The organism is Mesorhizobium onobrychidis (assembly GCF_024707545.1).
Taxonomy (GTDB): domain Bacteria; phylum Pseudomonadota; class Alphaproteobacteria; order Rhizobiales; family Rhizobiaceae; genus Mesorhizobium; species Mesorhizobium onobrychidis.
Map to the genome: position 1 here is coordinate 4,272,466 of NZ_CP062229.1, position 18,915 is coordinate 4,291,380.

The following is an 18,915-nucleotide window of genomic DNA, read 5'->3' on the forward strand; positions in this document are numbered from 1 at the left end:
ACGCACGCACGTTGGTTTCATCAGCGGACACTATTGCGCGACCGCACCTTCCAGATAGAGGATGATCGCGGTGCGCTGGGCGGCGTTGGGAACGCCCACTGTCATCGACGTGCCCGGAACCATCTGGCGTGGCGCCGCGAGGAAGGTATCAAGCGTACCGCCGTCCCAGACGATATCAGACTCTCGCAGCGCGGCCGAATAGCGGGCACCCTCGACGCTGCCGGCCTTTCGGCCGATGACGCCCGACAGATGCGGACCGGCTCTGTTCTGGCCGGGCTCAAGGCTGTGGCAGGCCCCGCAGCGCTGCCGGAACAGCCGCTCGCCGTCGGCCTGCTGCGCGGAAGCGGCGGTCGGCAACAGCAGACAGCCGGCGGACAAGAGCGCAGCCAGGGACGCACGCGCTCGCGTGATGGACGTCACCGGGAATGCGGTCGCAACTCCAGCGGAAACAACATGGTGACGTGTCGTGGCTTGTGAATGGTTCATCGGATGACCTCTGCGGAACGATTGAGGGAAGGGGCTTTGCGGGGGGCCGGAAGCTTCCGGCAGGACCAGCCGCTCACCGGCGAGAGCGGCGGCTGGGTCGGGGAAGGCGCTGGGGATGATGGGGGTGGCGACTTGTCCTTCGTTACGACGACATTGATCGAATCGTGGCGCGACAGCGCGGGAGTTCCGATCGCGGGGCAGGTTTTCGGTCAAACCGGCAAGGATCGCAGTCCGGTCGGAGGGTGCGTCTCAGGCACAGGCGCCGGGGCAAGCTGCTTGGCCATGTCGATCAGCGGCAACCTGATGACCGCGCGAAGGCCGTTGCTCCGGTTATCCAGCACGATGTCGCCGCCGTGGTGGCGGGCGATGGCGCGGGCAATTGACAGGCCGAGCCCGACGCCACCGGTCTCCCGGTTGCGCGACTGCTCCAGGCGGAAGAAGGGGGCGAACACCTGTTCCATATCGCCTGGCGGAATGCCGGGTCCGGCGTCCTCGACTACGATGTCCAGGCTGTCGGCACTCCTGACCAGGCTCACCCTGGCCTGCTCGCCGTAGCGGACGGCATTTTCGACGAGGTTGCGGATCGCCCGACGCAGGGAGTCCGGCCGGCAGCGATACAGCACCTTTGGCCCGTCGCTGACGGTGACGTTTTGGCCCAGATCTGCGAGATCGTCGCAGAGGCTGCCGACCAGCGCCGAAAGATCGACGGTTCGCGTCTCCTCTACCGCGGCGTCCTCGCGCGCGAAGGCGAGCGCTGCTTCCGTCATCGTCTGGATTTCCTCGATGGTCTTCAGCATCTTTTCCTGGAGATCGTGATCCTGGACGAACTCCGCGCGCAGCCGCAGCGAGGTCAGCGGCGTGCGCAGGTCATGGCTGATCGCCGCCAGCATGCGCGTGCGGTCCTCGACGAAGCGCTGCAGGCGCTCCTGCATGCGGTTGAACGCTTCGGCGGTCTGGCGAATGTCGTCCGGCCCTGATTCCGGCAGCCGCGGCACGGTCTCGCCGCGGCCGAACAGTTCAGCGGCATTGGCGAGCTGTCGCAGCGGACGCGCGATTGCCTGCGCCCCGAAAATCGCTATGGCGGACAGGATGAGTGCGGTCAGCGCCAGCGATATCGCCGATTGCGTCGTCCAGAAGGCGTTCGGCATCGCCTTGGCGTAGGCGGCATTCAGCCAGGTGCTGTCATCGAGGCGGACGGAAAGGCCCATGCCGTTTGGAGCGGCGTCCATATAGAGAAACTTGGCCGGCCGCGAGAAGGGCCTGCCATTGCCGGACAAATCCACCATGCGCGGCGGCACGGAAGGGTCGGCGGCATCGACCGCGGTCGAGGCCTGCCCGTTCATGTAGGCGGCATACTTGCCGGCAATTCCTGGCAGCGGCTTGGCTAGCTCAGTCAAGGCTTCCTGCTGCCAGGCGAGGGGGTTGCTCGGTCCGTCGTCCGAGGTCCAGAAGCGCGTATAGGCAGTGCCGCTGACGTTGAGGATGTCAGGCCGAAGCGAGGGCGGCGTCGTGTCCAGCAGAAGCGCAAGAGAGGACGTGCGGCTGACGAACTCGCCCTTGGCGGCTGCGTGCAGGGCCTGGCCGCGCTCGTCCCACGATATCAGGAAGGTGATCGCCTGCGACAGGGCGAGCGCAAGCAGCACCAGCATGAGGAAGCGGGCCGCCAGCCTGCGTCTCCACAACAGCATCATGCCTGGGCCACCTCGGCGGTGAAGCAGTAGCCGCCGCCCCAGTGCGTCTTGATCAGCATCGGTGTCTTTGGGTCAGCCTCGATCTTCTTGCGCAGCCGGCTCACCTGGTTGTCGACGGCCCGGTCGAAACCGTCGGCCGAGCGCCCGACGGTGAGGTCGAGCAACTGATCCCGGCTGAGCACGATCCCGACATGCTCGATAAAAGCGGTGAGAAGCCGGAATTCGGCTGTGCTGAGCGCGACCGCCACGCCGTCGTGACCGACCAGCTCGCGGCGGCCGACATTCAGCGTCCAGCGGTCGAACCGAAGCGCGTTCGACTTGAGACGACCGCGCTGCGGCGGCAGGCTGTGGACGCGCCTGAGCACAGCCTTGATCCGCGCCAGCAGTTCCCGTGGATTGAACGGCTTGGTCAGGTAGTCGTCGGCCCCGATCTCGAGGCCGACGATCCGGTCGACCTCCTCGGCCATGGCGGTAAGGAAGATGATCGGAACATCGACCGTTCCGCGCACGTGCCGGCAGGCGGCAATTCCGTCTTCGCCAGGCATCATGACGTCGAGGACGATAAGATCGGGCAGGCTGCGGTCGAGCAGCCGCTTGAGCGCGGCCGTGCTGTCGGCGACGCTGACGCGATAACCTTGCTGGGTGAGGTATTTCCCGACGAGGTCGCGGATGTCCCTGTGGTCGTCGACGACCGCGATGTGCTGCGCCGCTTCCATACAATGCTCCAAAGCCGCCGCTGAATAGTCGGCCAGTATCGACGATATCTAGTTTGCGTCTACACCGATGATCACCTTCTGCGCCACGGCGGCAATCTCGCGCGGCATCAACAAAGCGTGAGAAGTGTAACGAAATGTATCAGAGCGCAGCGCCTGCGACAGCTTGCGATGAACTGCCGGTCGTCGGGACAAGGTTCTGCGACAGCTTCCGCCTAACTTGGCCTCGTCGCTAGCCCGGACTTCCGGTCTTTGCCGCCAGGCCATGCCGTGCGGCATCGGACGGCGGTTCTCGCCAGCCTTTGATCGAAAGGATTGCACAATGGCCAGATTGATCATCAACGGCACGCCCCGTGACATCGAGGTCGATCCGGATACGCCGCTGCTGTGGGTGATCCGCGAGCAGATCGGGCTTACCGGGACGAAGTACGGTTGCGGCGTTGCCGCCTGTGGCGCCTGCACCATCCATATAGACGGCGTCGCCACGCGCTCCTGCGTGCTTCCGGTGAGCGCGGTCGAGCCGGACCAGCAAATCACCACCATCGAAGGGCTTTCGCCGGACAGTTCACATCCGGTCCAGCAGGCTTGGCTGGCGCTCGATGTGCCGCAATGCGGCTACTGCCAGGCCGGCATGATCATGGCTGCGGCGGGTCTGCTCATGCAGAACCCGAACCCCGCGGACGAGGACATCAACGCCGAGATCACCAATATCTGCCGCTGCGGCACCTACAACCGGGTGCGCGCCGCGATCAAGCTGGCCGCCAAAGGCGGCGAAGCCACGCAACGCGGTTGAGGAGAACAGTCATGAACGCCATAATTTCCATCTCCCGCCGCAGCTTCATCGTGGGCGTGGCCTCCACGGCAGGCGGCCTGTCCCTCGGGTTCAACTTGCCGTTCATCAAGCCTGCACTTGCCGAGGGCGCCGAGACGGCGCCGGAGATCAATGCCTGGGTGGTGATCAGGCCCGACGACACGGTGGTCATCCGTATCGCCCGCTCCGAGATGGGGCAGGGGACGCTGACCGGCCTGGCGCAACTCGTCGCCGAGGAGCTGAATTGCGACTGGTCAAAGGTCACGACCGAATATCCGTCGCCGGCCCAGAACCTCGCACGCGACCGCGTGTGGGGCAATTTCTCGACCGGGGGCAGCCGCGGTATCCGCGAGTCGCACGAGTATGTACGCATTGGTGGCGCCGTTGCGCGCGAGATGCTGATTGCCGCCGCGGCCGCCGAATGGGGCGTGCCGGCCAGCGAATGCACCGCGAGGATGGGCATGGTCACGCATGCGGCATCAGATCGCGCCACCTTTTATGGACAGTTGGCTGCCGCCGCCGCGCGGATGACGCCGCCCGCCAACGTAACGCTGAAGGACCCGAAGGATTGGACCATAGCCGGCAAGCCGCTGCCGCGGCTCGACACGGCCGACAAGCTCAACGGCAGCCAGGTCTACGGCGTCGACCTCAAGCTGCCGAACATGCTCAACGCCGCGATCCGAGCCTGCCCGTATTTCGGCGGCAAGGTGGAGAGCTTCGACGCGGCGGCGGTCGCGGCCATGCCCGGCGTGCGCACTGTCGTTCAGGTCGACGAGACCGCCGTTGCGGTTGTCGCCGATACGTGGTGGCGGGCGAAGACCGCTCTCGATGCCTTGCCGATCGTCTGGGACGAAGGTCCCAACAGGCAGGTCACCAGCGCCTCGATCACGGCGATGCTCGAAGAGGGGCTCGGCGCAAATGACGCCTTCATTGGCGCCAAGCAAGGTGACGCCGGTACTGCCCTGTCCGCCGCCGGCCGGACGGTCACGGCGACCTATGCCTACCCCTATCAGAACCACGCAACCATGGAACCGATGAACGCGACGGCGCTCTACACGCCGGAGCGCTGCGAGGTTTGGGTGCCTACCCAGAATGGCGAGGCGAGCCTTGCTGCAGCGGCCGAAGCCGCCGGCCTGCCGGTGCAGCAATGCGAGGTGCACAAGATCCATCTCGGCGGCGGCTTCGGCCGGCGCGGCAACTTCCAGGACTATGTGCGCCAGGCGGTCAGCATTGCCAAGCAGGTGCCGGGAACGCCCGTAAAGCTCATGTGGTCGCGCGAAGAGGATATGCTGCACGGCGCCTATCACCCGACCACCCGATGCCGGCTGACGGGCGCGCTCGACGCGGACGACAACCTGACCGCTCTGCACATGCGCATATCCGGCCAGTCGATCCTTGCCGCGGTGCGGCCGGAAGGCATGCAGAACGGCATGGACCCGGTCGTCTTCCAGGGCCTAGTCCTCAGCGGCACGGAAGGCACGCTGGGCTATACGGTGGACAATCTGCTCGTCGACCATGCCATGCGCAACCCGCCGATCCCGCCAGGCTTCTGGCGCGGCGTGAACCTCAACCAGAATGCGCTCTACGTCGAGTGCTTCATGGACGAACTCGCCCATGCCGCCGGCCTCGACCCGCTCGCGTTCCGCCGCAAGCTGATGGCCAAACATCCGAAGCATCTCGCCGTGCTGGAGGCGGTTGCCGAACGGATCGGCTGGGACACCCCGGCCGCGGCCGGCGTTCACCGCGGCCTGGCGCAGATCATGGGTTTCGGCAGCTATGTCGCGGCGGCAGCGGAGGTTTCGGTCACCGACGGGCAGCTCCGAATCCACCGCATCGTGGCGGCCACCGACCCGGGTCATGTCGTCAATCCCGCACAGGTGGAACGGCAGGTCGAGGGCTCCTTCGTCTACGGGCTTTCCGCCTGCATCTATGGCGAGTGCACCGTCAATGGCGGCCGCATGGAGCAGGAGAATTTCGACAGCTACGAGGTTCTGCGCATGGCCGAGATGCCGGAGGTGGAGACGATCATACTGCCGTCCGGCGGCTTCTGGGGCGGCGTCGGCGAGCCGACCATAGCGGTCGCCGCGCCGGCCGTCCTCAATGCGATCTTCGCCGCCACCGGAAAGCGCATCCGCACGCTGCCGTTGAAAAACCATGACCTCGCATGACAATGAGGCACTCGAAGAACAGGCGCGGCAGACTGGCGCTCGCGCCTGTCCTGCTTGCGGCGCTCGCGGCCAGCGCGTCGGCGTGGGCCGACGCGGCGCCTGGTGCGACGGCGTGCACCGGCTGTCACGGGCCGGCGGCGCTCGGCTCAGCCATACCCTCGCTCGACGGCCACGCGGCGGACGACATCGTCGCCCAGATGCAAGCCTTCCGGTCCGGTGAGCGCAAGGCGACGGTCATGGACCGCATCGCCAGGGGATTTACCGAAGAGGAGACGCGCGCCATCGCCGAATGGCTCGCCAAGCCGGAGGCGGCACGCCATGCCCAGCCGTAGAGCCCTGATCGGCGGCGCGGCGGCCAGCGTCGCCGCCGCAGGTGCGCGCACAGGCGCAGCCCCGCGTGATCGTCGTCGGCGGCGGCTTTGCCGGGGCAAGCTGCGCCCGCGCACTGAAGCAGTTGGATCGCGACCTTGCCGTGACGCTAGTCGAGCCAGAGACCGCCTATCTGGCCTGCCCGTTCAGAAATGCCGTGCTTGCAGGGCTGCGCGGCATCGAGGCGCAGACCTTCCGCTATGACCAATTCGGCGACATCGGGCTCATCCGCACGCGCGCCGTTGCCGTCGATGCCGAGCGCCGGCGCGTTCGGCTGGAGGATGGTACGGACATAGGCTACGTCAGGCTGGTGCTGGCGCCCGGCGTCGACCTGCGCTTCGACGCTTTGCCGGGCTACGACGAGGCGGCGGCGGCGATCATGCCGCATGCCTGGAAGGCGGGGGCGCAGACGCTGCTGCTGCGCGACCAGCTCGCAGCGATGCCGGACGGTGGGGTCGTCATCCTCTCCGCGCCAGCTAATCCGTTCCGCTGCCCGCCCGGTCCCTACGAGCGGGCAAGCCTGATCGCGCATTACCTCAAGACCAGCAAGCCACGCTCCAAACTGATCATCCTCGACGCCAAGGACGCCTTTTCGAAGCAGCGGCTGTTCGAAGCGGCCTGGCAAGAGCTCTATCCCGGCTTGATCGAATGGGTGCCGCTGTCGTCGGGCGGCAGGGTGACGGAAGTCGACCCGGCGACAAGAACGCTGGTGACTGAGTTCGGCAGCCACAAGGCCGATGTCGCCAACGTGATCCCGCCGCAGCGTGCGGGCAGGATCGCGCAGTCGGCCGGTGTTGCCGACCAGACGGGCTGGTGCCCGATCGACCCGGTCACCTTCGAGTCCCGCCTGCAGCCGGCGATCCACGTCGTCGGCGACGCGGCGATCGGCGGAGCGATGCCGAAATCCGCCTTCAGCGCCAACGCCCAGGCAAAAGCCTGCGCTGCGGCGGTAGCCGCGCTGGTCAGGGAGCGGCAGCCGGCGCAGCCAAAGCTCATCAACACCTGCTACAGCCTGGTCGCGCCCGGTTACGGCATCTCGATCGCCGGCGTCTACCAGCCGCGCGACGGCCTGCTTGCCGAGGTGGAGGGTGCGGGCGGCACCAGCCCGCTCGAAGCGCCGCTTTCCGTCCGCGAACTGGAAGCGGCCTATGCGGAGGACTGGTTCCGAACGATCACCAGTGAAGTGTTCGGATGATGAGGATGGCTAGCCTCGCTCTTGCGGGATTGCTGCTTGCGGATTTGCCCGGTGTCGGCGAGGAGATGCGATCCTACGTCGTCACCGGCGATGCGCTCATGGAGCCTCTGGTCGGCGGCAAGGGTGATCCGGCGCGCGGCGCTGCGCTGATCTCGGACCGGCAGCGCAGCCTCTGCACGCTCTGCCATAGTGGGCCGTTTCCAGACGCGCATCTGCACGGGACGCTGGCGCCTGACCTGACCGGCGTCGGAGCAAGGCTTTCGGAAGGCCAGATCCGGCTGCGCGTGGTCGACATGAAGCGGCTCACGCCGAATACGATCATGCCTTCCTACTACCGGGTCGCGGATGAGCAAGGCCGGCGTGTCGCCACCGTCTGGCGCAGCAGGCCGATCCTGAGCGGTGCCGACATCGAGGATATCGTCGCCTATCTCACGACGCTGAAAGGGTGATTATGCGCGAAGACCCGCTTCGAGTTCACGGAGGCTTGGTCGGACGGCGGCAGTTTCTTCGGGGATAGTTTCGGCGGAAGCCACTATCCATTCTCCGAAGGCAGAGATCGGCCTTGTGGAGATGCTGGTGCGTTGTGGTCTGGCGCCCTCGAAGCGAGGCGTCTGGGCTGCCCCGACGCGTCTAGGCGTGTTGGATAGCTTTCGCTGTCGGCCAAGGCAAAAGATCGTGAGCGCGTAGGGTTCAGCCCGTTGGCGACAAGGTTCGTTCAGATCGCGTTGCGCAACGCGGAACCCGCACCTCTGCTGGTTGAGGGCGGAATACGCTTGCATTCAGCTCCAGGCGTGGCTCGCCAATCCATAAACCCAAGGTTTGTTGCTTTCCCGGTTCAGGAACCGGCGGCCTTTGGACATTGTCGTCACGGTCTCGGCAATGCCGAGGCCGCTCTGCTGAAGGAACTCGGCAAACACGCCATCCCTCTCGCGCGAATCGACGCGGGCGAATCGACCTGCCAGCTTCTTCAGATGGACGGCGGTGAGATGGACCGCGTCCTGGTCGCTTCGAGCCACAATGGGGCCAATCACATGGCCGCGCCCGAACTCGCGACACATGGAATAGCCAACAACCTCGCCACCGCGGCTCAGAGTGGCTATCGAGGCATCCTCTGCGAGCAACGCAAGTAGCCCCGCACGATTTGTCCCAAACGCACGCGCGTCCAGCTCGGTGATCTCGCGAAGTCTGTCGCTGGGCAGCTCACTTAGTTCACCATCAAGAGCTGGCATTGGCGGGAGTTTTTGTGGGGCCTCGCCCTGGCGCATGTAGACGATCGCCTCGCTCGTGAAGCCGAGTGAAATATACAGAGGATAGGCGGGATGGGTTGCATTCAGGGCCAGATTGCGATCCCCGCACTGCTCAAGGACCTGTTCCATGAGCCATCGGCCACCTCCCTGCGCCTGTGCGCGAGGCGTCGTGATCACCAGGCCAATGGTGGCAAAATCGTCCCCGTGGGGAAACCACATCGCGCTTCCGAAGACGCGCCCAATTCCGTCAACGGCGACGATGCCGTGGCCGGCGCGGCGCAGTAGGTTCCAGTCCTTGGGGCGATGCGGCCAGCGGACAGAAATCGATAGTGCATGCAGCAGATCAACGTCGACATCATTGATGTCCCGCGCGACCAGTTCAAAGGATTTCAGGCGCACTGATCTCTGCATCTCAGTCGATCCGCTCCTTCAACGAATGCCCAACGCACGCGTCTTGATCCTGGCGCCTTTAGCCATGTTTGCGACAGGCCTCATTTGCCGCAGCTTTACAGGGGAAAGCCAGCAGGTTTCGCTGGTTCGAGGCGTTTTTTCGCAATCTTCAGCCAAAGCACGACACGATTCGGCAGGGAATACTGCTGCCTACGGATAGGCTGGTCGCACCCGGTGACAATGTGCAAGCAGAGCGGACCGCCATGAACGTGGAAGAAATCCTCGCGACCCTGATTGCATTTCCCTCTGTTGTGGGCACGCCGAACGGCGCGATCGTCGATTGGATCCGCGACTACTGTCAGGCAGCCGGAGCCGAGGTGACGGTTCTGCCCGGTCCCGAGGGCGACCGGTCCAACCTGTTCGTCACGGTCGGCCCGCGTGCCGGTCGGGGCTACATCATCTCCGGACATGTGGATGTCGTGCCGGCCGGCGAGCCGGAATGGAGCTCGGATCCGTTCGTCCTGCGCCGCGAGGGCGGCAGGCTTTACGGCCGCGGCACCACCGACATGAAGGGCTTTCTCGCCTGCGCATTGGCCGCGCTCCCAGGACTTGCGGCGATGAACCTGCGGCAACCAATTCATCTCGCATTCTCCTACGACGAAGAGGCGGGGTGCCGTGGCGTGCCGCATCTCTTAGCTGCGTTGCCAGGCCTATGCGAGAGGCCGCTTGGCGCGATTGTCGGCGAGCCGAGCCGGATGCAGCCGGTGCGCGCACATAAGGGGAAGGCCGCCGCGCGGCTCGAGGTGATCGGGCGATCCGGCCATTCGTCTCGCCCCGATCTCGGACTCAATGCCGTGCACGCCATGGCCGGCGTCATCACGCACGCCGTGGCCTATGGCCAATCCCTCGCCAACGGACCGCTCGATCAGGATTTCGAGCCCCCATATTCTTCGTTGCAGGTGGGCGTCATCGCCGGTGGACAGGCGGTCAACATCATCGCTGGCCAATGCACTGCCGATATCGAGGTACGTGCCGTGCCGGGCGTTTCTCCATCCTCCCTGCTTGAGCCGGTCAAGGCCGGGCTTTTTGCCCTGCGCGACAGCGGCTTCGAGGTAATTTGGCAAGAGTTGAGTTCCTATCCCGCCCTTGCACCCGCGAAGGGGAGTGAGCTAGCGGCGGTTCTGACCGAGCTGACGGGGCAGGAGCCGCTCACAGCGGTCAGTTACGGCACGGAGGCCGGGCTTTATCAGCAGGCCGGTATCGATGCGATCATTTGCGGCCCCGGCGACATCGGCCGTGCTCACCGTGCCGACGAATATATCGAGACCGGTGAACTCGCCGCTTGCCGGAAGATGATCCAGGGGCTCGGCGCACGTCTCGCGGCCTGAAGGAAGGGGCGGTTTCCATGGCGTTTCTTTTCAATTCCGATGCCGCGCGTGCTGCGGTGTTCCGCGAGGTCTTCGCGCGCGAGCTCCCGGAGCTGGAATTCTTCCATTCCGGCGAGGAGATGGAGCCGGAGAAGGTGCGCTATCTCATTACCTGGACGGTGCCGGACGAGATCTCGCGCTACCGCAATCTGGAAGTGCTGTTTTCCATCGGAGCGGGCGTCGACCAGTTCAAGCAGGACGTGGTGCCAAGCCATGTGAAGCTTGTGCGCATGGTCGAGGATGGCATCATACGCATGATGCAGGAATACGTCGCGCTCGGCGTGTTGGCGCTCCACCGGGAGATGCCCGCCTATCTCGAGCAGCAGAAAAGGTGCCTCTGGCAACCGATTGCCGCTCGACAGGCGGCCGAGCGCCGGGTCGGTTTTCTTGGTCTTGGCATGCTGGCGCAGGCAGCTATCGAGCGCCTGAAGCCGTTCCAGTTTCCGCTTGCCGGGTGGAGCCGCAGCGAAAAGCGGATAGAGGGCGTGGCCTGTTTTCATGGCGCGGATCAGTTGCCCCGCTTTCTGAAGCAGACGGACATTCTCGTCTGCCTGCTACCGCTGACACAGGAAACGAGCAGCATTCTCAATGCCGGGCTCTTCTCCTTGCTACCAGCCGGGGCGCGGCTGCTGCATGTCGGCAGGGGTCCGCAACTCGACCAGGCCGCGCTGATCGACGCGCTCGACACCGGTCACGTATCTGCGGCGATGCTTGATGTAACTGATCCGGAACCGCTCCCGGAAGACCATCCGCTGTGGTCGCATCCGAAGGTGATGATAACGCCGCACATTGCCTCGGTGACGCAACCGCATACGGCGGCGCAATCCGCCGTGGACAACATCCGGCGCCACCGCGCCGGCGAAGAACTGATCGGCCTCGTCGATCGGACACTCGGCTATTAACCAGGAGACCCCACATGTCACTGCTGACCACGATTGACACAAATCCCGCCTTCACGCCCAAGGAGGCCTTGCCGCTGCCGGAGCGGCTCATTTCCGGAACTCCATCCTTCAAGACCTGGGCGCAGGATGCCTCGAAAGGCGAGAAGGTTCTGACCGGCGTCTGGGAGGCGACCCCCGGCGAGACGCATTCGATCAAGGGCACTACCTACGAGTTCTGCCACATCATTTCGGGTCTCGTCGAAATCGAGGAGAAGGGCGGTGAGACCAAGACTTACCGCGCCGGCGACAGCTTCGTGATGAAGCCCGGTTTCGTCGGCGTCTGGCGCACGATCGAGACCGTGCGCAAGATCTACGTCTGCGTTTATGACTGAGTTCAGTGCTCAAGGTCCGGCCGAGTAGAGTGCGCGCCGGTTCCAGAACAATCGACTTTCCAAGTTCGGCCCGACGCGATTCGACGCTGTCGGGCCGCTCATCCACGACGAAAAATGCGGCGCGCCGTCCACTATTGTTCCGCTAGTGCGAATGAGGATCTCCATCAAATGAAGACCTACAACATAGCGCTCATCCCCGGCGACGGCATCGGCAAGGACGTAACCGAGTCGGCATGGCAGGTGATGCAGGCGGCGGCAAAACGAGGCGGTTTCGCCCTTGATGGCAAACGCTTCCCATGGTCCTGCGCCTACTATCTGGAAACCGGCGCAATGATGCCGCCAGACGGCATCGAGACACTTCGAAAATTCGATGCGATCTATCTCGGCGCTGTCGGCTGGTCCGCGGAAGTGCCCGACTCAGTATCGCTTCACGGACTGCTCCTGCCGATCCGGAAAGGGTTCACGCAGTACGCCAACATACGGCCGCACCGGCTGTTGCCGGGCGTTCAGGGCCCCCTCCGCTCCGATGGTTTCGATATCCTGTGCATCCGCGAGAATACGGAAGGCGAATATTCCGGCGCCGGCGGGCGCGTTCATTCCGGCACAGCCAATGAGGTCGCGATTGAGACAGCAATCTTTACGCGTGCGGGTGTCGAACGGATCATGCGTTTCGGTTTCGAACAGGCGCGGGCGCGCCGCAAGAAGCTCGCATCTGTGACCAAATCCAACGCGCAGAAACATTCCATGGTTTTCTGGGATGAGGTGACGCGCGAGATTGCGAAGGACTATCCCGATGTAGAGGTCTCGCACTACCACATCGACGCCATGGCTGCCCGCATGGTGCTTGCGCCGGAAAGCCTCGACGTGATCGTCGCCTCAAATCTTTTTGGCGACATCCTCACGGATATTGGAGCGGCCATTCAGGGCGGGCTGGGTTACGCCGCCTCTGCCAATATCAATCCCGATCGCAGCGCGCCTTCCATGTTCGAGCCGGTCCATGGTTCGGCGCCCGACATCGCGCATCTCGGCGTCGCCAATCCGATCGCCGCGATCTGGTCCGGTGCGATGATGCTCGAGCATCTGGGCGAGGGGCATGCTGCGGCAGAAGTGATGTCGGCAATCGAGTCCATAACCGCGCGGGGCATAGGCACGATCGCAGGCAAGGACCGGACTGAAACAATCACGCAAGCTGTGCTTGCGGCATTGAGCTGAAAGGGCAGAGGAAAGACCATGAATGCGATAACGAAGATTGGCACGTTTGACGATGCGGACCTGTTCCGCCAGCAGGCGTTGATTGGCGGTGTGTGGCGGGAAACGGATACAAAGGTCGTCGTCGATGTCACCAATCCTGCCACCCTGAATGTTCTTGGCAGCGTTCCCGACATGGGCGGCGACGAGACCAGGGCCGCGATCGGTGCTGCGGCCGAGGCATTCAAAAGCTGGAAGAAGACGACCCATGCCGAGCGTGCGAGACTGCTGGAGCGATGGCACGACCTCATTCGCCAGCACGAACAGGATTTGGCGCTTCTGCTGACGCTGGAGCAGGGTAAGCCGCTTGCCGAGGCGTCGGCGGAAATCCGCTACGGCGCATCTTTCGTGAAATGGTTTGCGGAGGAGGCGCGCCGGATCGGTGGCTCGACCATTCCATCACCCACCGCCGATCGCCGCATTCTGGTTCTCAAGGAAGCAGTCGGCGTCTGCGCCATCATCACCCCGTGGAATTTCCCCAATGCGATGATCACGCGCAAGGTGGCGCCCGCCCTTGCCGCCGGCTGCACGGTGGTGATCAAGCCGTCGGAGTTCACACCCTTTTCGGCGCTCGCGCTCGGCGTGCTGGCGGAGCGAGCGGGCATCCCGGCCGGCGTTATCAACATCGTGACCGGCATGCCGGGAGAGATCGGCAAGGAACTGATGGCCAACGAGACGGTGCGCAAGATCTCGTTCACCGGTTCGACCCGCGTCGGCGCGCTTTTGATGAAGGGCGCCGCCGACGGCATCAAAAGGCTCAGCCTCGAGCTCGGCGGGAACGCGCCTTTCATCGTCTTCGATGACGCAGATCTCGATCTCGCCGTCGAAGGCGCGGTAGACTCCAAATTTCGCAATGGCGGCCAGACTTGCGTCTGTGCCAACCGCATTCTTGTGCAGGCCGGCATCTATGAGGCGTTTGCTGCGAAGCTCGCCAGCCGAGTTGCAGACATGAAGGTTGGCGCCGGTACAGAGGAGGGCGTCGTCATCGGGCCGATGATCAATGGTGCCGCCATCGAGAAGATCGAGCGGCATGTCGCCGATGCTTTGGAGAAAGGGGCCCGGATAATTGCCCGGAGCGAAGCAGTGCCGGAAGGCAAGCAATACGCCCGGCCTATTCTGCTCGGCGACGCCACGACCGAAATGCTGCTGGCGTCGGAAGAGACGTTCGGGCCCGTTGCGCCGTTGTTCCGTTTTGAAACCGAGGAGGAAGCCATCGCGATCGCCAATGGAACACCCTTCGGCCTTGCCGCCTATTTCTACACGGAAAACCTCAAACGATCGTGGCGTGTGGCCGAGGCGCTGGAGTTCGGCATGGTCGGACTCAACACCGGTCTGATCTCGACGGAGGTCGCGCCGTTCGGCGGTGTGAAGCAATCGGGGCTGGGGCGCGAAGGATCGCAACTGGGGATTGAGGAATATCTGGAGGTCAAGACGCTTCACGTCGGCGGGTTGAATTAGAGCGGGGATGAATTGAGTCTGAATCGAAAGGGGATTCCCGAAGGCGAGCAAATCTGATTCAACCTGCTGGCTGGGTCAGGAGGCCAGCATGGATGGGCAAGCCTTACTCGATGGATCTTCGCACGCGGGTGGTAGCGTCGGTTGAGCAGGAGGGCCTGTCGCGACGTCAGGCGGCAGAGCGCTACGGGGTTGGAATCAGCACGGTCATCCGATGGGTGCGCCGCTTGCGCGAGACGAACAAGCTGACACCCGGCAAGATGGGTGGGCACAGACCGAAGAAGATTGCCGGAGAGCATCGGGAGTGGCTGCTGCGGCGCTGCCGGGCGGCGGAGTTCACACTGCGCGGTCTTGTGGCCGAGCTTGGCGATCACGGCCTGAAGGTCGATTACCGCTCGGTGTGGGAGTTCGTTCACGCCGAGAAGCTCAGTCACAAAAAAAGACGCTGATCGCCAGTGAGCAGGATCGCCCGGATGTGGCGCGCCGGCGGGCACAGTGGGTAAAGTATCAGGACCGCATCGATCCTTCCCGCCTGGTGTTCATCGACGAGACCTGGACCAAGACCAATATGGCGCCGCTCAGAGGATGGGCGCCGCGCGGCGAGAGGATCAAGGCCAAGGTGCCGCACGGTCATTGGAAGACCATGACCTTCTTGGCGGCACTGCGCCACGACCGTGTCGATGCACCATGGCTGATCGACGGACCGATCAACGGCGAGCGTTTCCAGCTCTATGTCGATGCGGTTCTCGTCCCAACCCTCAAGCCCGGTGACATCGTCATCATGGACAATCTCGGTTCGCACAAGGGCAAGGCCGTGCGCCGTGCCATCCGCTCGGCCGGCGCCAGGCTGTTCTTGCTGCCCAAATACTCCCCCGACCTCAACCCTATTGAGAAATTCTTCGCCAAGCTCAAGCATTGGCTGCGCAAGGCTGCCAAGCGAACGGTCGAGACCGTCTGTGACGCCATCGGCCAAATCCTCGGCACTGTCACTTCAACCGAATGCAGAAATTACTTCATCGAGGCCGGCTATGCGCCAACCTAAATTCATCCCGCTCTAGAGGCCTTTTCGGAATCTCAAGAGCGAGACAAGCAATGAGAAAGGGGCGGCCGAACCGCCCCTTTCTGATTCGATACTTCGGATGCCGCGATGGCCGGAGGCCCGCCAGCCTCAAGCAACTTCCCGAACGGGCTCCAGTCCGACGGCGGCGGCCAGACCTCCGATATCCTTGATCTCGGTATATTCGTAGAAGGGGTTCGCGGGCTCGTGGCCGCGATTCACCCAGACCTTGCTCTTGATACCGAGATCATAGGCGGTCATAAGATCGTAGCGGAATGAGGACGACACATGCGTAATGTCCTCAGGGTCGCAGCCGAGCTTGTCGAACATATATTCGAAACCCTTCATCAGCGGCTTATAGGCGCCAACCTCTTCGGCGGTGATGACGGTGTGAAAGGGCGCGCCGAGCTTTTCCACATTCGACATGATCAGGCTGTTCATGGAGTTGGACAGGATCACCAGTGGGATTTCCTTGGCCACTCTGGACAGGCCCGCCGGGACGTCGGGGTGCGGACCCCAGGTTGGCACTTCGTCATAGATGCGTTGGGCATCTTCGGGTTTGAACTGGATACCGATGCGCTTGCAGCTGCGTTCGATGGAATTCTGCACCACCTCGAGGAAGGGTTTCCATGGCCCCAGCACCTCGTCAAGGCGATAGCCTCTAAAAGCCTCCACGAAGCTGGCCATTGCCTCTGGGGAGAGGCGCTCGCCGTAGACGCGCCTCGCGGCACCGGCCATATCGAAATTGGTGAGCGTGCCGTAGCAGTCGAAGGTGATGTATTTCGGTCTGAACGTCGACATGGCGACCATCCTCCTAGTTTTCTCGGCACAGCGTGCCTGTACCGCAATCACCTTAGTCGGAGATCTGGAAGACTAACGGCCGCATTCGCCGCGACCTGAAGCAGATCGTTTCGTATTGCATCGCCGGTTTGGCAGAGAGTTGCGCCAGATGTCCTTTCGAGCTTTGGGAGCAGCGCGGCCTGTCGGCCATGCTTCGGCAGAAGATGCGGCGCGAGCGGCGAGGGATAGTGAAAACGCGTGGCGCATGGCTGCCGGTCGGGAGGAACTGCTGTCTTTGGTGGTCTACCGTAAGCACCTGAAGACGAAGGCCGGAAATTCATCATGACCACACAACAGATCATCCTTGAAGAGATGACACCGGGGCACCTGGAAGGTGCTGTCGAGTTGTCTCGCCAAGTTAAATGGCCGCATCGCCGCGAGGATTGGGAGCTGGTCCAGTCGGTCAGCCGGGGGATCGTCGCTTTGGAAGAAGAACGCGTGGTGGCGACCATCATGATGACCCCCTACGGCGACGATGCCGCCGCCATCAACATGGTGATCGTTGATGCGGCCATGCGCGGCCGCGGGCTCGGCCGAAAGATGATGGAAGAGGCGCTTGCCAAGGCGGGTGAGCGCACTTGTTGCCTGGCGGCGACACGGGAAGGCCTGCCGCTCTATGAGAAGCTGGGCTTCGTCACGACTGGCGAGATCGTACAGCATCAGGGCGAGGCATTGCCTGTTTCAGCGCCGGCACGTGTATCCTGGGCCGAGAGCGGCGATCTTGCCCGCCTCGGGGTTCTGGATCGCGAGGCATTTGGCCATGACCGTTCGGCGCTGATGAAGCTGCTTCGCGAGCGCGCGAAGTTCGCTGTCATTCGCGATGAAGGCGATACCCAGGCCTTTTCCGCCATCCGGCCATTCGGCCGGGGGCTGGTCATCGGGCCGGTGGTGGCGAGAAACGGTACCGAGGCCAAAGCCCTGATCGACTTTCTGCTCGCCCATCATCAGGGCAAGTTCGTCCGTGTCGATACCGACGTTTCAACGGATCTTGCTGAATGGCTCACCGGGCGCGGGCTCGCGCACGTCGGCGGTGGGATCACGATGCGACGCTCCATGGCCACGCACAAAGAAAGCAAGCCCGCGCATCACCGCACATATGCGTTGGTCAGTCAGGCACTCGGTTGAATCGGAGGAAGAAATGCTGGCAAATTCACTGATCGAACTCGATCGCGCACATCTTGTTCACCCGTTTTCATGCTATCGGAGCCACGAGGAGACGGGCGTGCGGGTGCTTAAATCCGCCAAGGGCGCAACGGTGACCGATGCAAGCGGGAAAACCCTGCTGGACGGATTCGCCGGTCTATGGTGTGTGAACATCGGCTACGGCCAGGAAAGTGTCGTTGAAGCAGCCGCCAAGCAGCTAAGAGAGCTTCCCTATGCGACTGGATATTTCGGGCTGGGGTCCGAGCCTGCCATTCGTCTTGCTGCCAGACTTGCCGAACTCGCGCCCGGCGATCTGAACCATGTCTATTTCACGCTGGGCGGTTCCGACGCAGTCGACAGCACGATCCGTTTCATTCGCTACTACTACCATGCCAGGGGTACGCCGCAAAAGGACCAGTTCATCTCGGTCGAGTATGGCTACCACGGATCCTCTACGGCAGGGTCCGGTCTGACCGCGATCCCCGCTTTCCATGCGGGCTTCGGTGTGCCTTACGACTGGCAGCACAAGATTCCCTCGCACTACGCCTATCGCAATCCGGTCGGTTCCGATCCGCAGACGATTATCGACGCATCGGTCGCGGCCCTGCGCGCCAAGATCGCGGAACTCGGCGCGGACCGCGTTGCGGCCTTCTACACCGAACCCATTCAGGGTTCGGGCGGTGTCCTCGTTCCACCGACAGGCTGGCTGAAGGCCCTGCACGCCGTGTGCAAGGAACACGACATTCTGTTCGTTGCCGACGAAGTCATCACTGCCTTTGGCCGCACCGGTCCGCTCTTCGCCTGTGAAGAGGACGATGTGGTGCCGGATTTCATAACCACGGCGAAGGGACTGACCTCGGGCTACGTGCCGATGGGCGCAGTCTTCATGTCGGACCATGTCTACAATACGATCGCGGACGGAGCCGGCAAAGCGCCTGTCGGCCATGGCTACACCTATTCAGCCCATCCCGTGAGCGCGGCGGTGGGGCTGGAATGCCTGCGTCTCTATGAAGAGGGCTTGCTCGAGAACGGGCGGAAGGCCGGGAAGCGCTTGATGGAAGGCCTTCGCTCGCTCGCCGACCACCCGCTGGTTGGCGATATTCGCGGTCGCGGCATGCTGGCCGCGGTCGAGTTGGTCACTGACAAGGAGCACAAGACGCCCCTGCCGGCGGCAGCCGATCCGGGTCGCCGTATTTTCGACCGCGCATGGGCGAACGGCCTCATCATCCGCGCCTTCAACAGCGGCATCCTGGGCTATGCGCCGCCGCTCTGCTGCACGGAGGACGATATCGATGGAATCCTCGAACGCACGCGGATGACGCTGGATCAAACCCTCGAAGACAAGAACGTGCGGGCGGCGATGAAAAGATGATCGTTCAGACTGCCGCCGTATGCGCGGGGC

The 18,915-nt window shown here is 63.5% G+C and carries 19 protein-coding genes; 13 read left to right on the plus strand and 6 right to left on the minus strand.

Going from position 1 to position 18,915, the window contains the following annotated elements; translation table 11 throughout:
- Positions 1 to 30: 30 nt before the first annotated feature.
- The 4 genes from IHQ72_RS21195 to IHQ72_RS21210 form a co-directional block, all read right to left on the minus strand.
- Positions 31 to 486 carry a c-type cytochrome gene (locus IHQ72_RS21195; RefSeq protein WP_374120264.1) on the minus strand — a complete coding sequence of 152 codons (456 nt, stop codon included), beginning with the start codon at positions 484 to 486 and terminating at the stop codon, positions 31 to 33.
- A gap of 209 nt (positions 487 to 695) precedes the next feature.
- Positions 696 to 2,177: an ATP-binding protein gene (locus tag IHQ72_RS21200; RefSeq protein ID WP_258117025.1), complete on the minus strand. Its 1,482-nt coding sequence runs from the start codon at positions 2,175 to 2,177 to the stop codon at positions 696 to 698.
- Entirely contained in the window at positions 2,174 to 2,893 is a 720-nt protein-coding gene (locus IHQ72_RS21205; protein WP_258117027.1) for a response regulator, read from the minus strand. The genes IHQ72_RS21200 and IHQ72_RS21205 overlap by 4 nt, the downstream gene beginning before the upstream one ends.
- Positions 2,894 to 2,941: 48 nt before the next feature.
- Positions 2,942 to 3,229, minus strand: a complete 288-nt coding sequence (locus IHQ72_RS21210; protein ID WP_258117029.1) for a hypothetical protein — start codon at positions 3,227 to 3,229, stop codon at positions 2,942 to 2,944.
- Here IHQ72_RS21210 and IHQ72_RS21215 point away from each other — a divergent pair.
- The 5 genes from IHQ72_RS21215 to soxX all read left to right on the plus strand — a co-directional run bounded on the left by IHQ72_RS21215 (position 3,213) and on the right by soxX (position 7,882).
- Positions 3,213 to 3,683 (plus strand): (2Fe-2S)-binding protein, encoded by a 471-nt coding sequence (locus IHQ72_RS21215; RefSeq protein ID WP_258117031.1) that lies wholly within the window; start codon positions 3,213 to 3,215, stop codon positions 3,681 to 3,683. The genes IHQ72_RS21210 and IHQ72_RS21215 overlap by 17 nt on opposite strands.
- Positions 3,684 to 3,694: 11 nt before the next feature.
- Positions 3,695 to 5,869 carry a xanthine dehydrogenase family protein molybdopterin-binding subunit gene (locus IHQ72_RS21220; protein WP_258117033.1) on the plus strand — a complete coding sequence of 725 codons (2,175 nt, stop codon included), beginning with the start codon at positions 3,695 to 3,697 and terminating at the stop codon, positions 5,867 to 5,869.
- Positions 5,866 to 6,201 carry a c-type cytochrome gene (locus IHQ72_RS21225; protein ID WP_258117034.1) on the plus strand — a complete coding sequence of 112 codons (336 nt, stop codon included), beginning with the start codon at positions 5,866 to 5,868 and terminating at the stop codon, positions 6,199 to 6,201. Before IHQ72_RS21220 ends, IHQ72_RS21225 begins: the two co-directional genes overlap by 4 nt.
- Positions 6,202 to 6,266: 65 nt before the next feature.
- Entirely contained in the window at positions 6,267 to 7,433 is a 1,167-nt protein-coding gene (locus tag IHQ72_RS21230) for an FCSD flavin-binding domain-containing protein (protein ID WP_309508603.1), read from the plus strand.
- 5 nt (positions 7,434 to 7,438) lie between these two features.
- Complete coding sequence (soxX, locus tag IHQ72_RS21235) at positions 7,439 to 7,882, plus strand: sulfur oxidation c-type cytochrome SoxX (RefSeq protein WP_258117036.1); 444 nt, start codon at positions 7,439 to 7,441, stop codon at positions 7,880 to 7,882.
- 330 nt (positions 7,883 to 8,212) lie between these two features.
- Here the strand turns inward: soxX and IHQ72_RS21240 are convergent, their stop codons facing one another.
- Positions 8,213 to 9,091 (minus strand): GNAT family N-acetyltransferase, encoded by an 879-nt coding sequence (locus IHQ72_RS21240; RefSeq protein ID WP_258117037.1) that lies wholly within the window; start codon positions 9,089 to 9,091, stop codon positions 8,213 to 8,215.
- Positions 9,092 to 9,333: 242 nt separating this feature from the next.
- Here IHQ72_RS21240 and argE point away from each other — a divergent pair, with 242 nt between their 5' ends.
- From argE to IHQ72_RS21270, 6 genes are all read left to right on the plus strand, one after another.
- On the plus strand, positions 9,334 to 10,458 hold the full coding sequence (gene argE / locus IHQ72_RS21245; RefSeq protein WP_258123897.1) for an acetylornithine deacetylase: 1,125 nt from the start codon (positions 9,334 to 9,336) through the stop codon (positions 10,456 to 10,458).
- Positions 10,459 to 10,475: 17 nt separating this feature from the next.
- On the plus strand, positions 10,476 to 11,399 hold the full coding sequence (locus IHQ72_RS21250; protein ID WP_258117038.1) for a 2-hydroxyacid dehydrogenase: 924 nt from the start codon (positions 10,476 to 10,478) through the stop codon (positions 11,397 to 11,399).
- Between the two features lie 14 nt (positions 11,400 to 11,413).
- On the plus strand, positions 11,414 to 11,770 hold the full coding sequence (locus tag IHQ72_RS21255) for a cupin domain-containing protein (protein ID WP_029352600.1): 357 nt from the start codon (positions 11,414 to 11,416) through the stop codon (positions 11,768 to 11,770).
- A 168-nt stretch (positions 11,771 to 11,938) separates the two neighbouring features.
- Positions 11,939 to 12,982 carry a tartrate dehydrogenase gene (locus IHQ72_RS21260; RefSeq protein WP_258117040.1) on the plus strand — a complete coding sequence of 348 codons (1,044 nt, stop codon included), beginning with the start codon at positions 11,939 to 11,941 and terminating at the stop codon, positions 12,980 to 12,982.
- Positions 12,983 to 13,000: 18 nt separating this feature from the next.
- Positions 13,001 to 14,476: an NAD-dependent succinate-semialdehyde dehydrogenase gene (locus IHQ72_RS21265; protein WP_258117041.1), complete on the plus strand. Its 1,476-nt coding sequence runs from the start codon at positions 13,001 to 13,003 to the stop codon at positions 14,474 to 14,476.
- A 92-nt stretch (positions 14,477 to 14,568) separates the two neighbouring features.
- Positions 14,569 to 15,515 (plus strand): IS630 family transposase gene (locus IHQ72_RS21270; protein ID WP_143744659.1). Its coding sequence is split into 2 segments (ribosomal slippage): positions 14,569 to 14,907 and positions 14,910 to 15,515, totalling 945 coding nucleotides; the frame shifts between segments, so codons are not numbered across the junction.
- Positions 15,516 to 15,641: 126 nt separating this feature from the next.
- Here the strand turns inward: IHQ72_RS21270 and IHQ72_RS21275 are convergent.
- The gene (locus tag IHQ72_RS21275) at positions 15,642 to 16,331 is read right to left on the minus strand and encodes a haloacid dehalogenase type II (RefSeq protein WP_258117042.1); all 690 of its coding nucleotides are present in this window, start codon (positions 16,329 to 16,331) and stop codon (positions 15,642 to 15,644) included.
- 321 nt (positions 16,332 to 16,652) lie between these two features.
- Here IHQ72_RS21275 and IHQ72_RS21280 point away from each other — a divergent pair, with 321 nt between their 5' ends.
- Together IHQ72_RS21280 and IHQ72_RS21285 are read left to right on the plus strand one after the other, a co-directional pair.
- A complete protein-coding gene (locus tag IHQ72_RS21280) occupies positions 16,653 to 17,495 on the plus strand; it encodes a GNAT family N-acetyltransferase (RefSeq protein ID WP_258117043.1) in 843 nt (280 codons plus the stop codon).
- A gap of 13 nt (positions 17,496 to 17,508) precedes the next feature.
- Positions 17,509 to 18,885, plus strand: a complete 1,377-nt coding sequence (locus IHQ72_RS21285) for an aspartate aminotransferase family protein (protein ID WP_258117044.1) — start codon at positions 17,509 to 17,511, stop codon at positions 18,883 to 18,885.
- Positions 18,886 to 18,915: the final 30 nt, after the last annotated feature.

What these genes read in the sequence shown, in the direction of transcription:
- IHQ72_RS21195 (WP_374120264.1), bottom strand. Translation starts at nt 486, where the DNA reads ATGAACCATTCACAAGCCACGACACGTCACCATGTTGTTTCCGCTGGA.
- IHQ72_RS21215 (WP_258117031.1), top strand. Translation starts at nt 3,213, where the DNA reads ATGGCCAGATTGATCATCAACGGCACGCCCCGTGACATCGAGGTCGAT.
- soxX (WP_258117036.1), top strand. Translation starts at nt 7,439, where the DNA reads ATGGCTAGCCTCGCTCTTGCGGGATTGCTGCTTGCGGATTTGCCCGGT.
- IHQ72_RS21220 (WP_258117033.1), top strand. Translation starts at nt 3,695, where the DNA reads ATGAACGCCATAATTTCCATCTCCCGCCGCAGCTTCATCGTGGGCGTG.
- IHQ72_RS21250 (WP_258117038.1), top strand. Translation starts at nt 10,476, where the DNA reads ATGGCGTTTCTTTTCAATTCCGATGCCGCGCGTGCTGCGGTGTTCCGC.
- IHQ72_RS21260 (WP_258117040.1), top strand. Translation starts at nt 11,939, where the DNA reads ATGAAGACCTACAACATAGCGCTCATCCCCGGCGACGGCATCGGCAAG.
- IHQ72_RS21280 (WP_258117043.1), top strand. Translation starts at nt 16,653, where the DNA reads ATGACCACACAACAGATCATCCTTGAAGAGATGACACCGGGGCACCTG.
- IHQ72_RS21210 (WP_258117029.1), bottom strand. Translation starts at nt 3,229, where the DNA reads ATGATCAATCTGGCCATTGTGCAATCCTTTCGATCAAAGGCTGGCGAG.
- IHQ72_RS21285 (WP_258117044.1), top strand. Translation starts at nt 17,509, where the DNA reads ATGCTGGCAAATTCACTGATCGAACTCGATCGCGCACATCTTGTTCAC.
- IHQ72_RS21240 (WP_258117037.1), bottom strand. Translation starts at nt 9,091, where the DNA reads ATGCAGAGATCAGTGCGCCTGAAATCCTTTGAACTGGTCGCGCGGGAC.
- IHQ72_RS21205 (WP_258117027.1), bottom strand. Translation starts at nt 2,893, where the DNA reads ATGGAAGCGGCGCAGCACATCGCGGTCGTCGACGACCACAGGGACATC.
- IHQ72_RS21225 (WP_258117034.1), top strand. Translation starts at nt 5,866, where the DNA reads ATGACAATGAGGCACTCGAAGAACAGGCGCGGCAGACTGGCGCTCGCG.
- IHQ72_RS21255 (WP_029352600.1), top strand. Translation starts at nt 11,414, where the DNA reads ATGTCACTGCTGACCACGATTGACACAAATCCCGCCTTCACGCCCAAG.
- IHQ72_RS21265 (WP_258117041.1), top strand. Translation starts at nt 13,001, where the DNA reads ATGAATGCGATAACGAAGATTGGCACGTTTGACGATGCGGACCTGTTC.
- IHQ72_RS21275 (WP_258117042.1), bottom strand. Translation starts at nt 16,331, where the DNA reads ATGTCGACGTTCAGACCGAAATACATCACCTTCGACTGCTACGGCACG.
- argE (WP_258123897.1), top strand. Translation starts at nt 9,334, where the DNA reads ATGAACGTGGAAGAAATCCTCGCGACCCTGATTGCATTTCCCTCTGTT.
- IHQ72_RS21200 (WP_258117025.1), bottom strand. Translation starts at nt 2,177, where the DNA reads ATGATGCTGTTGTGGAGACGCAGGCTGGCGGCCCGCTTCCTCATGCTG.